Origin of the sequence: Streptomyces sp. SudanB182_2057, assembly GCF_964272715.1 — a bacterium.
Lineage (GTDB): Bacteria > Actinomycetota > Actinomycetes > Streptomycetales > Streptomycetaceae > Streptomyces > Streptomyces rubradiris.
In genome coordinates this window covers 5049809-5064416 of the sequence record NZ_OZ186798.1, presented here as the reverse complement: position 1 = coordinate 5064416, position 14608 = coordinate 5049809, and the positions used below count along the sequence as shown (strand labels likewise).

Annotated in this window: 7 protein-coding genes and 3 rRNA genes; 3 read left to right on the top strand and 7 right to left on the bottom strand. The window is 66.4% G+C overall.

Annotation, left to right across the window (positions count from 1 at the left end; translation table 11 throughout):
* Positions 1-14 precede the first annotated feature (14 nt).
* From rrf to ACSURM_RS22310, 4 genes are all read right to left on the bottom strand, one after another.
* Positions 15-131 (bottom strand): 5S ribosomal RNA (gene rrf / locus ACSURM_RS22325).
* Between the two features lie 91 nt (positions 132-222).
* Positions 223-3344: ribosomal RNA gene (locus tag ACSURM_RS22320) — 23S ribosomal RNA — on the bottom strand.
* Between the two features lie 301 nt (positions 3345-3645).
* Positions 3646-5172: ribosomal RNA gene (locus tag ACSURM_RS22315) — 16S ribosomal RNA — on the bottom strand.
* Together the 16S, 23S and 5S rRNA genes form the textbook arrangement of a ribosomal RNA operon.
* Positions 5173-5746: 574 nt before the next feature.
* On the bottom strand, positions 5747-6754 hold the full coding sequence (locus tag ACSURM_RS22310) for a stage II sporulation protein M (RefSeq protein ID WP_436957388.1): 1008 nt from the start codon (positions 6752-6754) through the stop codon (positions 5747-5749).
* 143 nt (positions 6755-6897) lie between these two features.
* Here ACSURM_RS22310 and ACSURM_RS22305 point away from each other — a divergent pair, with 143 nt between their 5' ends.
* Positions 6898-7917: an RDD family protein gene (locus tag ACSURM_RS22305; RefSeq protein ID WP_436957387.1), complete on the top strand. Its 1020-nt coding sequence runs from the start codon at positions 6898-6900 to the stop codon at positions 7915-7917.
* A 28-nt stretch (positions 7918-7945) separates the two neighbouring features.
* On the opposite strand, the gene ACSURM_RS22300 is transcribed toward ACSURM_RS22305, so the two are convergent.
* Together ACSURM_RS22300 and ahcY are read right to left on the bottom strand one after the other, a co-directional pair.
* A complete protein-coding gene (locus ACSURM_RS22300) occupies positions 7946-8560 on the bottom strand; it encodes a hypothetical protein (RefSeq protein ID WP_436957385.1) in 615 nt (204 codons plus the stop codon).
* Between the two features lie 171 nt (positions 8561-8731).
* Complete coding sequence (gene ahcY / locus ACSURM_RS22295) at positions 8732-10189, bottom strand: adenosylhomocysteinase (RefSeq protein ID WP_436957384.1); 1458 nt, start codon at positions 10187-10189, stop codon at positions 8732-8734.
* A 465-nt stretch (positions 10190-10654) separates the two neighbouring features.
* Between ahcY and ACSURM_RS22290 the strand changes: the two genes are divergently transcribed.
* Together ACSURM_RS22290 and lepB are read left to right on the top strand one after the other, a co-directional pair.
* On the top strand, positions 10655-12703 hold the full coding sequence (locus tag ACSURM_RS22290) for a fructose-specific PTS transporter subunit EIIC (RefSeq protein WP_436957382.1): 2049 nt from the start codon (positions 10655-10657) through the stop codon (positions 12701-12703).
* Positions 12704-12837: 134 nt separating this feature from the next.
* Positions 12838-13518, top strand: a complete 681-nt coding sequence (lepB, locus tag ACSURM_RS22285; protein WP_436957381.1) for a signal peptidase I — start codon at positions 12838-12840, stop codon at positions 13516-13518.
* A 21-nt stretch (positions 13519-13539) separates the two neighbouring features.
* On the opposite strand, the gene ACSURM_RS22280 is transcribed toward lepB, so the two are convergent.
* Complete coding sequence (locus ACSURM_RS22280; RefSeq protein ID WP_436957379.1) at positions 13540-14520, bottom strand: cation diffusion facilitator family transporter; 981 nt, start codon at positions 14518-14520, stop codon at positions 13540-13542.
* Positions 14521-14608 lie beyond the last annotated feature (88 nt).

Sequence of the window (14608 nt, the reverse complement as noted above, 5' to 3'; positions counted from 1 at the left end):
TTCCCTCAAAATTTGTTCGGCGGCGTCCTACTCTCCCACAGGGTCCCCCCTGCAGTACCATCGGCGCTGTGAGGCTTAGCTTCCGGGTTCGGAATGTAACCGGGCGTTTCCCTCACGCTATGACCACCGAAACACTATGAAACTGTCGAACAATGCCGCACCGCATGTGGCCATACGGGGCCGTTCGTGGTTTCAGAACCAACACAGTGGACGCGAGCAACTGAGGACAAGCCCTCGGCCTATTAGTACCGGTCACCTCCACACGTTACCGTGCTTCCAGATCCGGCCTATCAACCCAGTCGTCTACTGGGAGCCTTACCCCATCAAGTGGGTGGGAGTCCTCATCTCGAAGCAGGCTTCCCGCTTAGATGCTTTCAGCGGTTATCCCTCCCGAACGTAGCCAACCAGCCATGCCCTTGGCAGAACAACTGGCACACCAGAGGTTCGTCCGTCCCGGTCCTCTCGTACTAGGGACAGCCCTTCTCAAGACTCCTACGCGCACAGCGGATAGGGACCGAACTGTCTCACGACGTTCTAAACCCAGCTCGCGTACCGCTTTAATGGGCGAACAGCCCAACCCTTGGGACCGACTCCAGCCCCAGGATGCGACGAGCCGACATCGAGGTGCCAAACCATCCCGTCGATATGGACTCTTGGGGAAGATCAGCCTGTTATCCCCGGGGTACCTTTTATCCGTTGAGCGACGGCGCTTCCACAAGCCACCGCCGGATCACTAGTCCCGACTTTCGTCCCTGCTCGACCCGTCGGTCTCACAGTCAAGCTCCCTTGTGCACTTACACTCAACACCTGATTGCCAACCAGGCTGAGGGAACCTTTGGGCGCCTCCGTTACCCTTTAGGAGGCAACCGCCCCAGTTAAACTACCCATCAGACACTGTCCCTGATCCGGATCACGGACCCAGGTTAGACATCCAGCACGACCAGACTGGTATTTCAACGACGACTCCACCCACACTGGCGTGCGAGCTTCACAGTCTCCCAGCTATCCTACACAAGCCGAACCGAACACCAATATCAAACTGTAGTAAAGGTCCCGGGGTCTTTCCGTCCTGCTGCGCGAAACGAGCATCTTTACTCGTAGTGCAATTTCACCGGGCCTATGGTTGAGACAGTCGAGAAGTCGTTACGCCATTCGTGCAGGTCGGAACTTACCCGACAAGGAATTTCGCTACCTTAGGATGGTTATAGTTACCACCGCCGTTTACTGGCGCTTAAGTTCTCAGCTTCGCCCACCCGAAAGTGAGCTAACCGGTCCCCTTAACGTTCCAGCACCGGGCAGGCGTCAGTCCGTATACATCGCCTTACGGCTTCGCACGGACCTGTGTTTTTAGTAAACAGTCGCTTCTCGCTGGTCTCTGCGGCCACCCCCAGCTCGAACAGCAAGTGTTCTCACCAGGTGTGGCCCCCCTTCTCCCGAAGTTACGGGGGCATTTTGCCGAGTTCCTTAACCATAGTTCACCCGAACGCCTCGGTATTCTCTACCTGACCACCTGAGTCGGTTTAGGGTACGGGCCGCCATGAAACTCGCTAGAGGCTTTTCTCGACAGCATAGGATCATCCACTTCACCACAATCGGCTCGGCATCAGGTCTCAGCCGTATGCAAGGCGGATTTACCTACCTTGCGGCCTACACCCTTACCCCGGGACAACCACCGCCCGGGATGGACTACCTTCCTGCGTCACCCCATCACTCACCTACTACCAACTTGGGTCAGCGGCTCCACCACTTTCCATTCCCCGAAGGGTCCGGAACGGCTTCACGGCCTTAGCATCACTGGATTCGATGTTTGACGCTTCACAGCGGGTACCGGAATATCAACCGGTTATCCATCGACTACGCCTGTCGGCCTCGCCTTAGGTCCCGACTTACCCTGGGCAGATCAGCTTGACCCAGGAACCCTTAGTCAATCGGCGCAAACGTTTCTCACGTTTGTATCGCTACTCATGCCTGCATTCTCACTCGTCAACCGTCCACGACTACCTTCCAGTGCCGCTTCACCCGGCAGACGACGCTCCCCTACCCATCACAGCCTCCGTTGGGAGTACATGCTGCAATGACACGACTTCGGCGGTACGCTTGAGCCCCGCTACATTGTCGGCGCGGAATCACTAGACCAGTGAGCTATTACGCACTCTTTCAAGGGTGGCTGCTTCTAAGCCAACCTCCTGGTTGTCTCTGCGACTCCACATCCTTTCCCACTTAGCGTACGCTTAGGGGCCTTAGTCGATGCTCTGGGCTGTTTCCCTCTCGACCATGGAGCTTATCCCCCACAGTCTCACTGCCGCGCTCTCACTTACCGGCATTCGGAGTTTGGCTAAGGTCAGTAACCCGGTAGGGCCCATCGCCTATCCAGTGCTCTACCTCCGGCAAGAAACACACGACGCTGCACCTAAATGCATTTCGGGGAGAACCAGCTATCACGGAGTTTGATTGGCCTTTCACCCCTAACCACAGGTCATCCCCCAGGTTTTCAACCCTGGTGGGTTCGGTCCTCCACGAAGTCTTACCTCCGCTTCAACCTGCCCATGGCTAGATCACTCCGCTTCGGGTCTTGAGCGTGCTACTAAAATCGCCCTATTCGGACTCGCTTTCGCTACGGCTTCCCCACCCGGGTTAACCTCGCAACACACCGCAAACTCGCAGGCTCATTCTTCAAAAGGCACGCAGTCACGAGAACAAGGCAAGCCTCGTTCCGACGCTCCCACGGCTTGTAGGCACACGGTTTCAGGTACTATTTCACTCCGCTCCCGCGGTACTTTTCACCATTCCCTCACGGTACTATCCGCTATCGGTCACCAGGGAATATTTAGGCTTAGCGGGTGGTCCCGCCAGATTCACACGGGATTTCTCGGGCCCCGTGCTACTTGGGTGTCTCTCAAACGAGCCGCTGACGTTTCGACTACGGGGGTCTTACCCTCTACGCCGGACCTTTCGCATGTCCTTCGCCTACATCAACGGTTTCTGACTCGTCCCACGGCCGGCAGACCGTAGAAGAGAGATCCCACAACCCCCACGACGCAACCCCTGCCGGGTCTCACACGTCGTAGGTTTGGCCTCATCCGGTTTCGCTCGCCACTACTCCCGGAATCACGGTTGTTTTCTCTTCCTGCGGGTACTGAGATGTTTCACTTCCCCGCGTTCCCTCCACTTGCCCTATGTGTTCAGGCAAGGGTGACAGCCCATGACGACTGCCGGGTTTCCCCATTCGGAAACCCCCGGATCAAAGCCTGGTTGACGACTCCCCGGGGACTATCGCGGCCTCCCACGTCCTTCATCGGTTCCTGGTGCCAAGGCATCCACCGTGCGCCCTTAAAAACTTGGCCACAGATGCTCGCGTCCACTGTGCAGTTCTCAAACAACGACCAGCCACCCATCACCCCCGGACGAATCCGGAGTGCACTGGGGCCGGCAACTGAGGAAAGTTCATTCCCTCAGACACCCAACAGCGTGCCCGGCCAGACTCCGTCCAGTGATCGTGCGTTCCACGCTCCGAAGAGCAGTACTAGCAGCCACCAGCCCGGCATCCTGACCGAGTAGTCAACGTTCCACCCATGAGCTGACCACCGTCGAACATTCGCCGACGTAGTGGCTCTGGCTGCCTTGCGGCAGCTAGATGCTCCTTAGAAAGGAGGTGATCCAGCCGCACCTTCCGGTACGGCTACCTTGTTACGACTTCGTCCCAATCGCCAGTCCCACCTTCGACAGCTCCCTCCCACAAGGGGTTGGGCCACCGGCTTCGGGTGTTACCGACTTTCGTGACGTGACGGGCGGTGTGTACAAGGCCCGGGAACGTATTCACCGCAGCAATGCTGATCTGCGATTACTAGCGACTCCGACTTCATGGGGTCGAGTTGCAGACCCCAATCCGAACTGAGACCGGCTTTTTGAGATTCGCTCCACCTCACGGTATCGCAGCTCTTTGTACCGGCCATTGTAGCACGTGTGCAGCCCAAGACATAAGGGGCATGATGACTTGACGTCGTCCCCACCTTCCTCCGAGTTGACCCCGGCGGTCTCCCGTGAGTCCCCAGCACCACAAGGGCCTGCTGGCAACACGGGACAAGGGTTGCGCTCGTTGCGGGACTTAACCCAACATCTCACGACACGAGCTGACGACAGCCATGCACCACCTGTACACCGACCACAAGGGGGGCACTATCTCTAATGCTTTCCGGTGTATGTCAAGCCTTGGTAAGGTTCTTCGCGTTGCGTCGAATTAAGCCACATGCTCCGCCGCTTGTGCGGGCCCCCGTCAATTCCTTTGAGTTTTAGCCTTGCGGCCGTACTCCCCAGGCGGGGCACTTAATGCGTTAGCTGCGGCACGGACAACGTGGAATGTTGCCCACACCTAGTGCCCACCGTTTACGGCGTGGACTACCAGGGTATCTAATCCTGTTCGCTCCCCACGCTTTCGCTCCTCAGCGTCAGTATCGGCCCAGAGATCCGCCTTCGCCACCGGTGTTCCTCCTGATATCTGCGCATTTCACCGCTACACCAGGAATTCCGATCTCCCCTACCGAACTCTAGCCTGCCCGTATCGACTGCAGACCCGGGGTTAAGCCCCGGGCTTTCACAACCGACGTGACAAGCCGCCTACGAGCTCTTTACGCCCAATAATTCCGGACAACGCTTGCGCCCTACGTATTACCGCGGCTGCTGGCACGTAGTTAGCCGGCGCTTCTTCTGCAGGTACCGTCACTTTCGCTTCTTCCCTGCTGAAAGAGGTTTACAACCCGAAGGCCGTCATCCCTCACGCGGCGTCGCTGCATCAGGCTTTCGCCCATTGTGCAATATTCCCCACTGCTGCCTCCCGTAGGAGTCTGGGCCGTGTCTCAGTCCCAGTGTGGCCGGTCGCCCTCTCAGGCCGGCTACCCGTCGTCGCCTTGGTGAGCCGTTACCTCACCAACAAGCTGATAGGCCGCGGGCTCATCCTGCACCGCCGGAGCTTTACAACCCGGGAGATGCCTCCCAGGCTCATATCCGGTATTAGACCCCGTTTCCAGGGCTTGTCCCAGAGTGCAGGGCAGATTGCCCACGTGTTACTCACCCGTTCGCCACTAATCCCCTCCCGAAGGAGGTTCATCGTTCGACTTGCATGTGTTAAGCACGCCGCCAGCGTTCGTCCTGAGCCAGGATCAAACTCTCCGTGAATGTTTTCCCGTAATCGGGATGAACACATCACGAGAGCGGTGCGAGAGGAGGAATAGTCCTCTCACACACAGCGTCCTCGCTGTGTTTTTTCAAAGGAACCTCGTCCCAGCGGATGCTGGAGACGGGGTATCAACATATCTGGCGTTGACTTTTGGCACGCTGTTGAGTTCTCAAGGAACGGTCGCTTCCTTTGTACTCACCCTCTCGGGCTTTCCTCCGGGCGCTTCCCTTCGGTCTTGCGTTTCCGACTCTATCAGATCTTTTCTCGATCCGATTTCCTCGGTGCTTTCCAGGTTCTCGCTCTCGCGTTTCCCTTTCCGGCGGTTCCGACTTTATCAGAAGTTCTTGGCCGGTCTGACCGGCCGCTCATTTCTGAATATTCGGAGGATGCTTTCCCGGGTGCCGTTCACGGCTCCCTGAGAAGCGATCAAGTAGATTCTAGCGACTGCCTGGCAACATGTCCAGTTCCAGACAACTCATTGAATCTACCTCCCCACTCCCTCCGTGTCAACGGCTCTTGCGGGGCGAAGAGGAGACTAGCAGCTCAGAGGGGGTGAGTGCACATCCGCCGGAGTCAGGCGGCCGTGGGCACGGACGCGCTGCGCTCCGTCGCCCCGAGATCGCCCGTCTCGCCGGCGCGTGTCGCACGGCCGCCGAGCACGTAGACGTAGGCGAGAAAGGCCAGCTCGGCTGCGACGCCGATCCCTATGCGGGCCCAGGTGGGCAGGCCGGAGGGGGTCACGAAGCCCTCGATGGCACCCGACACGAGCAGGACCAGGGCGAGGCCGATCGCCATGCCGATGGCCGCGCGCCCCTCCTCAGCGAGAGCGGCCCGCCGGGTGCGCGGGCCGGGATCGATCAGCGTCCAGCCCAGGCGCAGCCCCGTACCGGCGGCGACGAAGACCGCGGTCAGTTCCAGCAGGCCGTGCGGAAGGACCAGGCCGAGGAAGGTGTCGAGACGGCCCGCGGAGGACATCAGACCGAAGCCCACGCCCAGGTTCAGCATGTTCTGGAAGAGGATCCACAGCACGGGGAGGCCCAAGAAGACGCCCAACACCAGGCACATCGCCGCCGCCTGGGCGTTGTTCGTCCACACCTGGGCGGCGAAGGAGGCCGCAGGGTGGCTGGAGTAGTAGGTCTCGTACTCGCCGCCCGGCCGGGTCAGCTCGCGCAGCTCGCTGGGTGCCGCGATGGACGACTGCACCTCGGGATGGGTGCCGATCCACCAGCCCAGCAGGATGGCGACGGCGGTGGAGACGAGCGCCGTGGGCATCCACCAGTGGCGGGCGCGGTAGACGGCGGCCGGGAAGCCCTGGCCCAGGAAGTGCGTGACGTCCCGCCATGAGGCGCGGCGGGTGCCCGCGACGACGCTGCGCGCGCGTGCCACGAGCCGGCTCAGCCGTCCGGTCAGGTGCGGGTCGGGCGCGCTGGACTGGATGAGGGAGAGGTGAGTGGCGGTGCGCTGGTAGAGGGCGACGAGTTCGTCCGCCTCCGCTCCGGTGAGCCGGCGCCGGCGGCGGAGCAGTGCGTCCAGCCGGTCCCATTCGGCTCGGTGTACGGAGACGAAGACGTCCAGGTCCATCGGGTCTGCCTGCTCCTCGGCTGGTCGTCCACGGCTCGTCGTGGATGCTCATGCTTGCTGTCAGCTTGTCGTACTGCGGCGCGATCCGCCCTCAGCTTGGCAGACTGGCGGTTCAGGGGGCAGACCAGGGAAGGACGGCGGGCGTGAGTGAGCTGGTGACCGGCGAGGCGGTGGCGCTCGAACTGCGGCCCGCGAAGCTGCCGAGCAGGGCGCTCGCCGTGTTGCTCGACCTGGTGGTGGCGATGGTCGCGTATCTCGTCGTGGTGATGGTGCTGGTGGCGTCGACGGCTTCGCTGGACGAGGCCGCGCAGATGGCGCTGTCGATCGCGTCGTTCCTGCTGGTGCTGGTAGGCGGGCCGATAGCGGTGGAGACGCTCAGCCACGGGCGTTCGCTGGGGAAGCTCGCGTTCGGGCTGCGGGTGGTACGGGACGACGGCGGGCCGATCCGGTTCCGGCACGCTCTGGTGCGGGGCGCTATCGGGGTCGTCGAGATCCTGATGACGTTCGGCGTGGTGGCCTGTATCGCCTCGCTGGTCTCGGCGCGGGGGCGGCGGCTGGGCGATGTGTTCGCGGGCACCCTGGTGGTCCGGGAGCGGATACCCGCCGGGCGGACGGGATTCGTGCCGCCTCCGCCTCCGTGGCTCGTGGGGCGGTTCGCCGGGCTGGATCTGTCCGCGGTTCCGGACGGGCTGTGGCTGGCCGTCCGGCAGTACCTGACCCGGATGCCACAGCTCGATCCGCAGGTGTCGGCGGGCATGGGGCAGCGGCTGGCGGCCGACCTCGCGGAGCGTACCGGCGCTTCGGTGCCGCCGGATCTGCCTCCGGCCGCGTTTCTCGCGGCCGTGGTGCACGAGCGGCAGTCGCGCGAGGCCCGGCAGGTGTTCGGCGGGGGTCCGGCTACCGGTGGCGGTGGTGGTCTCGCGGTCGGCGGCTTCGCACCGCCGACGGGGCAGCCGGGGGCACCGGCCTCCTACTGGCCTGGGCTTTCACAGCAGGACCAGCTCTCGCGGTACGGGGGCTCTCATCCGGCCCGGACCGGCCCTCGGCCCGGCGACGCGTACCCCTCCGAGGTCTCCGCGCCGGTTCCGCCCGCCCCTGCCCGGCCGCCGCGGGACGAGCCGCCGACCGACCGGCCGGCCACCGGGTTCGTGCCGCCCGCCTAGGGGCGCGGGGGCCGCGGGTGTGCCGGGGTCAGTCGAAGCGCGACGGCGGTGACTGAAGGTCCTCCAGCTCGATGCCGGGCGCGGCCAGGACGACGTCGCCGGCGATGTGGACGGCGTGCTGTTCGCCGGTGTCCAGGGCTGTGACCTGGTATTCGTCCACGGTCAGGGGTCCGTTGTCAGTGGCGTGTGCTTCGCTGTTCACCAGAGCCCAGGACTGGTCCACGGTGCGGGGGGCGAGGACCGGGTCGGTGAAGGCCACGAGGCGTACGCGGGTCGTGGCGGACGAGGGGGTGAGGCGCAGGAGCCGTGCGGTGGCGACGAGGAACGCGGGGGACGTGCCGGCGAAGGCGTGGGCGCGCACATTGCCTTCGGTGGCGTGGCGGCCGGTGGGGTCGGTGCGGACCCAGGTGACGCCGTCGAGGGCGGCGCCGCGCACCTGCCAGTCGCCCGCGTGGAGTTCGAGGCGGAGGGGGCGGCCGAGGTCGTCCAGGGCGAGGTCGACCGAGCCCCGGTGCTCGCCGGCGGGGCCGGTCAGCCGGGAGACATAGCGCCAGCCGGACGGGCCGGGGGCGCACTGGAAGTGCTCTTCAGCGAGGGGGGTGTGATCGTGCGGATCGTGGAGCGAATAACGGCCGCGGGGCATGGGGGTCCTGGGTCTTGACGGGCTGGTCCGGCCGGAAGCCATGGGTCGGGGCCAAAGGGGCAGGCCCCCGGCACGGGGGTGCGGGGGCCTGCCTCGGAGAGCCTGCTGCCGGGAGGGGTGCGTCGGTGCGCCGGCGCACTCCCCCGGCGGTCGGGCTACGGGATCACCGGCTCAGTAGCGGTAGTGGTCCGGCTTGAACGGGCCGTCGACGTCCACACCGATGTACGCCGCCTGCTCCGGGCGCAGCTTGGTGAGCTTGACGCCGAGGGCGTCGAGGTGGAGGCGGGCGACCTTCTCGTCGAGGTGCTTGGGCAGGGTGTAGACGCCGATGGGGTAGGCGTCGGGCTTGGTGAACAGCTCGATCTGGGCCAGGGTCTGGTCCGCGAAGGAGTTGGACATCACGAAGGACGGGTGGCCGGTGGCGTTGCCCAGGTTGAGCAGGCGGCCCTCGGACAGCACGATGATCTTCTTGCCGTCGGGGAAGGTCCAGGTGTGGACCTGCGGCTTGACCTCGTCCTTGACGATGCCCGGGACCTTGGCCAGACCGGCCATGTCGATCTCGTTGTCGAAGTGGCCGATGTTCCCGACGATCGCCTGGTGCTTCATCCTGGCCATGTCGGAGGCCATGATGATGTCCTTGTTGCCGGTCGTGGTGATGAAGATGTCGGCCGTCTCGACGACCTCGTCCAGCGTGGTCACCTGGTAGCCGTCCATCGCCGCCTGGAGCGCGCAGATCGGGTCGATCTCCGTGACGATGACCCGGGCGCCCTGGCCCCGCAGGGACTCCGCACAGCCCTTGCCGACGTCGCCGTAGCCGCAGACCACGGCCGTCTTGCCGCCGATCAGCACGTCCGTGGCGCGGTTGATGCCGTCCACCAGGGAGTGCCGGCAGCCGTACTTGTTGTCGAACTTGGACTTGGTCACGGCGTCGTTGACGTTGATCGCCGGGAAGAGCAGGGAGCCGTCGCGCTGCATCTCGTACAGGCGGTGCACGCCCGTGGTGGTCTCCTCGGTGACACCGCGGATCTCCGAGGCCAGCTGGGTCCATTTCTGCGCATTCTCGCCCAGCGTGCGGTGCAGCAGCTGGAGGATCACCCGGTGCTCGTCGGACTCGGCCGTCTCCAGCGCCGGGACCTCACCGGCCTTCTCGTACTCCACGCCCTTGTGCACCAGCAGCGTGGCGTCGCCGCCGTCGTCCAGGATCATGTTCGGGCCGCCGGTGGGGCTGTCCGGCCAGGTCAGCGCCTGCTCCGTGCACCACCAGTACTCCTCCAGGGTCTCGCCCTTCCAGGCGAACACCGGCACACCGCGCGGGTTGTCCGGGGTGCCGTCCGGGCCCACCGCGATCGCCGCGGCGGCGTGGTCCTGGGTGGAGAAGATGTTGCACGAGGCCCAGCGCACCTGCGCGCCCAGGGCCACCAGGGTCTCGATCAGCACGGCCGTCTGCACCGTCATGTGCAGCGAACCCGTGATCCGCGCACCGGCCAGCGGCTGCGCCTCGGCGTACTCCTTGCGGATCGCCATCAGGCCGGGCATCTCGTGCTCGGCGAGAGTGATCTCCTTGCGGCCGAACTCGGCCAGCGACAGATCGGCGACCTTGAAGTCCTGTCGGTTCTCGACAGTCGTCATTACGAGCTGCTCCTCGGGGTTGGGTCGAGGTGGGTACGGCTGGTCTGCGCGGCGGCGGACACAAGGGTGCCCGAGAAGAGGACACAGGCATGCCCACGTACGCGCAGCGCAGTCCGTCGGAGGCCCTCTCTCCCTCGGTCGGCCCGCGTGGGGCCGCCCGACCGCCATCAGCAGCGACGTCTGGCTCCGTCCCAAGCTACACCGGAGGACCCGGTCGTCCCAGTCCGCCTTCCGATTCCCCGCGTCTTTCCCAGGCCGTCCCCGGTGGGTTCCGGGGGGCGGCGGGGGCGTCTGTGGTTGTGCGGAAAGCGTGGAGCCGGTGCGGACAGACCGGTGTGAACCGGGACTTACGCGCCCTGGGGGCCGGGTTGGGGTGGTGCAGGATGCAGGGGGGCCGGGATGGCCGGTTCCGTTCGCGGGGCGTCCGGGACGGCGCCGCGCGGGCCGAAGCGTGAGGAGACCGACGTGACCAGTCCGGCCGGGCCACCCGCCACGGGTGGCCGCGACGAGGAGCGGCAGCCGCTCAGGCTGCTGGCGGTGACCGCCTGCCCGACCGGCATCGCGCACACGTACATGGCGGCGGAGAAGCTCGCGCGGGCCGCCGCGAGCCTGGGCATCGAGATGAAGGTGGAGACGCAAGGGTCCATCGGGGCCGAGAACGTCCTTGATGACAACGATGTCAGACATGCGGACGGTGTCATCGTCGCCGCCGACAAGGACGTGGACCTCAGCCGGTTCGCGGGCAAGCGGGTGCTGACGGTCGGGGTGGCGGAGGGCATCCACCATCCCGAGCGGCTGATCGAGCGGGTGCGGTCGGCGCCCGTGCACGGGGCGGACGGCGCGGGCGCGGGTTTGGCGGTGGCCGCGCCGGGCGGCGGCAGGGAGCGGAGCCTGGTGTACAAGGCGCTGATGAACGGCGTGTCGTACATGATCCCGTTCGTGGTCGTCGGCGGTCTGCTCATCGCGGTGTCGCTGGCGCTCGGCGGCCATGCCACGGCCAAGGGCTATGTGATCCCGGAGGGCACCTTCTGGGCGCACGTCAACGCGGTCGGCACGATCGGCTTCCAGCTGATGGTCCCGATCCTGTCGGGTTATATCGCCTACGCCATCGCCGACCGGCCCGCGCTGGTCCCGGGCATGATCGGGGGCTGGATAGCCAACACCGGCGCGCTGTACGACTCCGAGGCCGGCGCGGGTTTCATCGGGGCGATCGTGACCGGGTTCCTGGCCGGGTATCTGGTGCTGGGGATCAAGCAGGTCCGGGTGCCGAGGTTCGTGCGGCCGGTCATGCCGATCATCGTGATCCCGATCGTGGCGACGACGGCGCTCGGGCTGTTCTTCATCTACGTCATCGGCAAGCCGATCTCCTGGGTCTTCGAGCATCTGACCAGTTGGCTCGGCGGGATGACCGGCACCAGCGCGGTGCTGCTCGGCGCGATCCTGGGTCTGATGATCGCGTTCGACATGGGCGGGCCGGTGAACAAGACGGCGTTCCTGTTCGGCGCCGGGCTCATCGCGAGCGGCAACCAGACCGTGATGGGCATGTGCGCGGCGGCGATTCCGGTGATGCCGCTCGGGCAGGGCCTGGCCACGGTCCTCCGTCGGCGGCTCTACACCGAGCAGGAGCGGGAGACCGGCCTCGCTGCCCTGTTCATGGGGTGTTTCGGCATCTCGGAGGGGGCGATCCCGTTCGCGGCGGCGCGGCCCGCGCAGGTCATCCCGGCGAACATGCTCGGCGGGGCGGTGGCCGGCGCGGTCGCGGGGCTGGCCGGGGTGAAGGACGCCGTTCCGCACGGCGGGCCGATCGTGGCGGTGCTGGGCGCGGTGAGCGGGGTCCCGCTGTTCCTCGTGGCCGTGGCGGTCGGCGCGGTGGTGACGGCGCTGGCGACGGTGGCGCTGGTCGACGTCAGTGGACGCCGGGGGCGTACGGAGATCATCGGGGCCAGTGCCTCGTCGGCCCAGGAGGGCAGCGGCGCGGCGGAAGCGGGTGCCCGGGAAACCGCCGCGCCGGACGAGACCCCGTCGGAGAGGACGGCGGCGGGTGCGGGCGGCGGGAGCGGGGTGCTGTCCGGGTATCTGACCGGGCGGACCGTGCGGGTGGCGCTAGGGGCGGCGGAGAAGGACGCCGCGATCCGGGAGATGGCGGAGCTGCTGGCGCGCGGTGGCCGGGTCGCCGATGTCGCGGAGCTGGTCGCGACCGCGCTGCGGCGCGAGGAGCAGGGGAGCACCGGGCTCGGCGAGGAGATCGCGATCCCGCACGCCAAGACGGACGCGGTGACGGCCCCGGTCGTGGGGTTCGCGCGGTCGGCGGAGGGGGTCGAGTGGGGGTCGCTGGACGGTACGAAGGCCCGGCTGATCTTCATGATCGCCGTTCCGGAGGCCGCCGCGGGCGACGAACACCTGCGCATCCTCGCGCTGCTGTCGCGCAAGCTGATGGACAGCGGCTTCCGGGAGCGGCTGCTCGCGGCACCGGACGCGGAGGCGGTGCTGGAGGTACTGGCGGAAGTCGGCTGAGCCCGCGCCGCCGAGCGGCCCCTCTCCGGCCGGCCCGCACGGAGAGGGGCCGTTCCGCTGGGCCGGGGCGCGGGCCGTTCACGGCCGGCCGCTATGCTCCGCGCCGCGGACGGGCCGCGTGGGGAGGACGGGACATGGCGGGCAGAGGGCGGGGACTGGGGATCGCGGCGCTCGTGGTGGGGCTGCTGGGCGTGGCGCTGGCCGGCGGTGCCTGGCTGTACGGGCGGGACGCGTACGGCTCGGGCACCCTCTCGAGCCCGAGCATGGAGCCGGCGTACCACCGGGGTGACCGGATCGTCTGGGAGCGGATGGACGGGAGCGGGGTGCGGCGCGGTGACGTCGTGATGCTCTCGATGCCGGGGCGCTACGGGACCGACGGCGTCGTCATGCAACGGGTGATCGGTGTGGGCGGCGACCGCGTGGCGTGCTGCACGACCGCCGGCAACGAGGCGCGGGTCACCGTGAACGGCAGGCCGGTCACGGAGCCCTATGTGTACGCGGGCGATGCCGACGGTGTGAACCGGTCGTACGACGTGAAGGTGCCCGAGGGGCGGCTGTTCCTGCTGGGCGACCGCCGGTCCGACGCGCGGGATTCCCGTTTCTTCGCGTCGGACCACGGCGGGACCGTCCCCGTGGACGCCGTGCGGGGACGGGTGACCGACGGCCGTACGGGTCCGGCGCTGCTGGGTACGGCCCTGCTGGCCGGCGGGGCGCTGGTGCTCGCCGGTGGCGGGCTGGGGATCGCGTCTCTGGTGGTACGGCGGCGGAGGGCGCCGGTGGTGCCGCCGGCGCCCTGGCCGGTGCGGCACCGCTGAGGCCGGCCGCCGTACCGGGCGTCAGTGGCCGGCGGCGTGCGGGTTCGGGCCGCCCGGGGTGGCGCTCGGGTCCGGGCCCTTGGCGGCCTCGGCCTCGCTGTAGATGTCCGGTTCGAGGTAGATGACGCGGGCGATCGGGACGGCGGCGCGGATGCGGGCCTCGGCGGCGTCGATGGCGGTCGCGATCTCGGCGGCCGAGTCGTCGTGCTGCACGGCGATCTTCGCGGCGACCAGCAGCTCCTCGGGGCCGAGGTGCAGCGTGCGCATGTGGATGACGCGGGTGACCGTGTCGCCGTCCACGAGCGCGGCCTCGATCTTCTTGACCTCCTCGACGCCCGCGGCCTCACCGAGCAGCAGCGACTTGGTCTCGACGGCCAGGACCAGGGCGATCAGGACGAGCAGGATGCCGATGCAGAGGGTGCCGATGCCGTCCCAGACGCCTTCGCCGGTGAGCAGGGAGAGGCCGACGCCGCCGAGGGCGAGGACCAGACCGATGAGCGCGCCGAAGTCCTCCAGCAGGACGACGGGCAGCTCGGGTGCCTTGGCGCGGCGGATGAACTCCTTCCAGGAGAGCTTGCCGCGCAGCGCGTTGGACTCCTTGATGGCCGTGCGGAAGGAGAAGCCCTCGGCGATGATCGCGAAGACGAGGACGCCGACCGGCCAGTACCAGTGCTCCAGTTCGTGCGGGTGGCGGATCTTCTCGTAGCCCTCGTAGATGGCGAACATGCCGCCGATGGAGAACAGCACGATCGAGACCAGGAAGGCGTAGATGTACCGCTCGCGGCCGTAGCCGAACGGGTGTTGCGGGGTGGCCTCGCGCTGTGCCTTCTTGCCGCCGACGAGCAGCAGGAACTGGTTGCCGGAGTCGGCGAGCGAGTGCACGCCCTCGGCGAGCATCGAGGAGGAGCCGCTGAACGCGAACGCCACGAACTTCGATGCCGCGATGGCGAGATTGGCGCCGAGTGCCGCCACGATCGCCTTGGTACCGCCTGACGCGCTCATGTGTCCGCGTTGTCCCTTCGCCTCTGCCTCGTGTTGTCCGTCCGTCCGGACGGGTGCCCGGCTTTGCCCGGCCTTTGCCGGTGGGTCA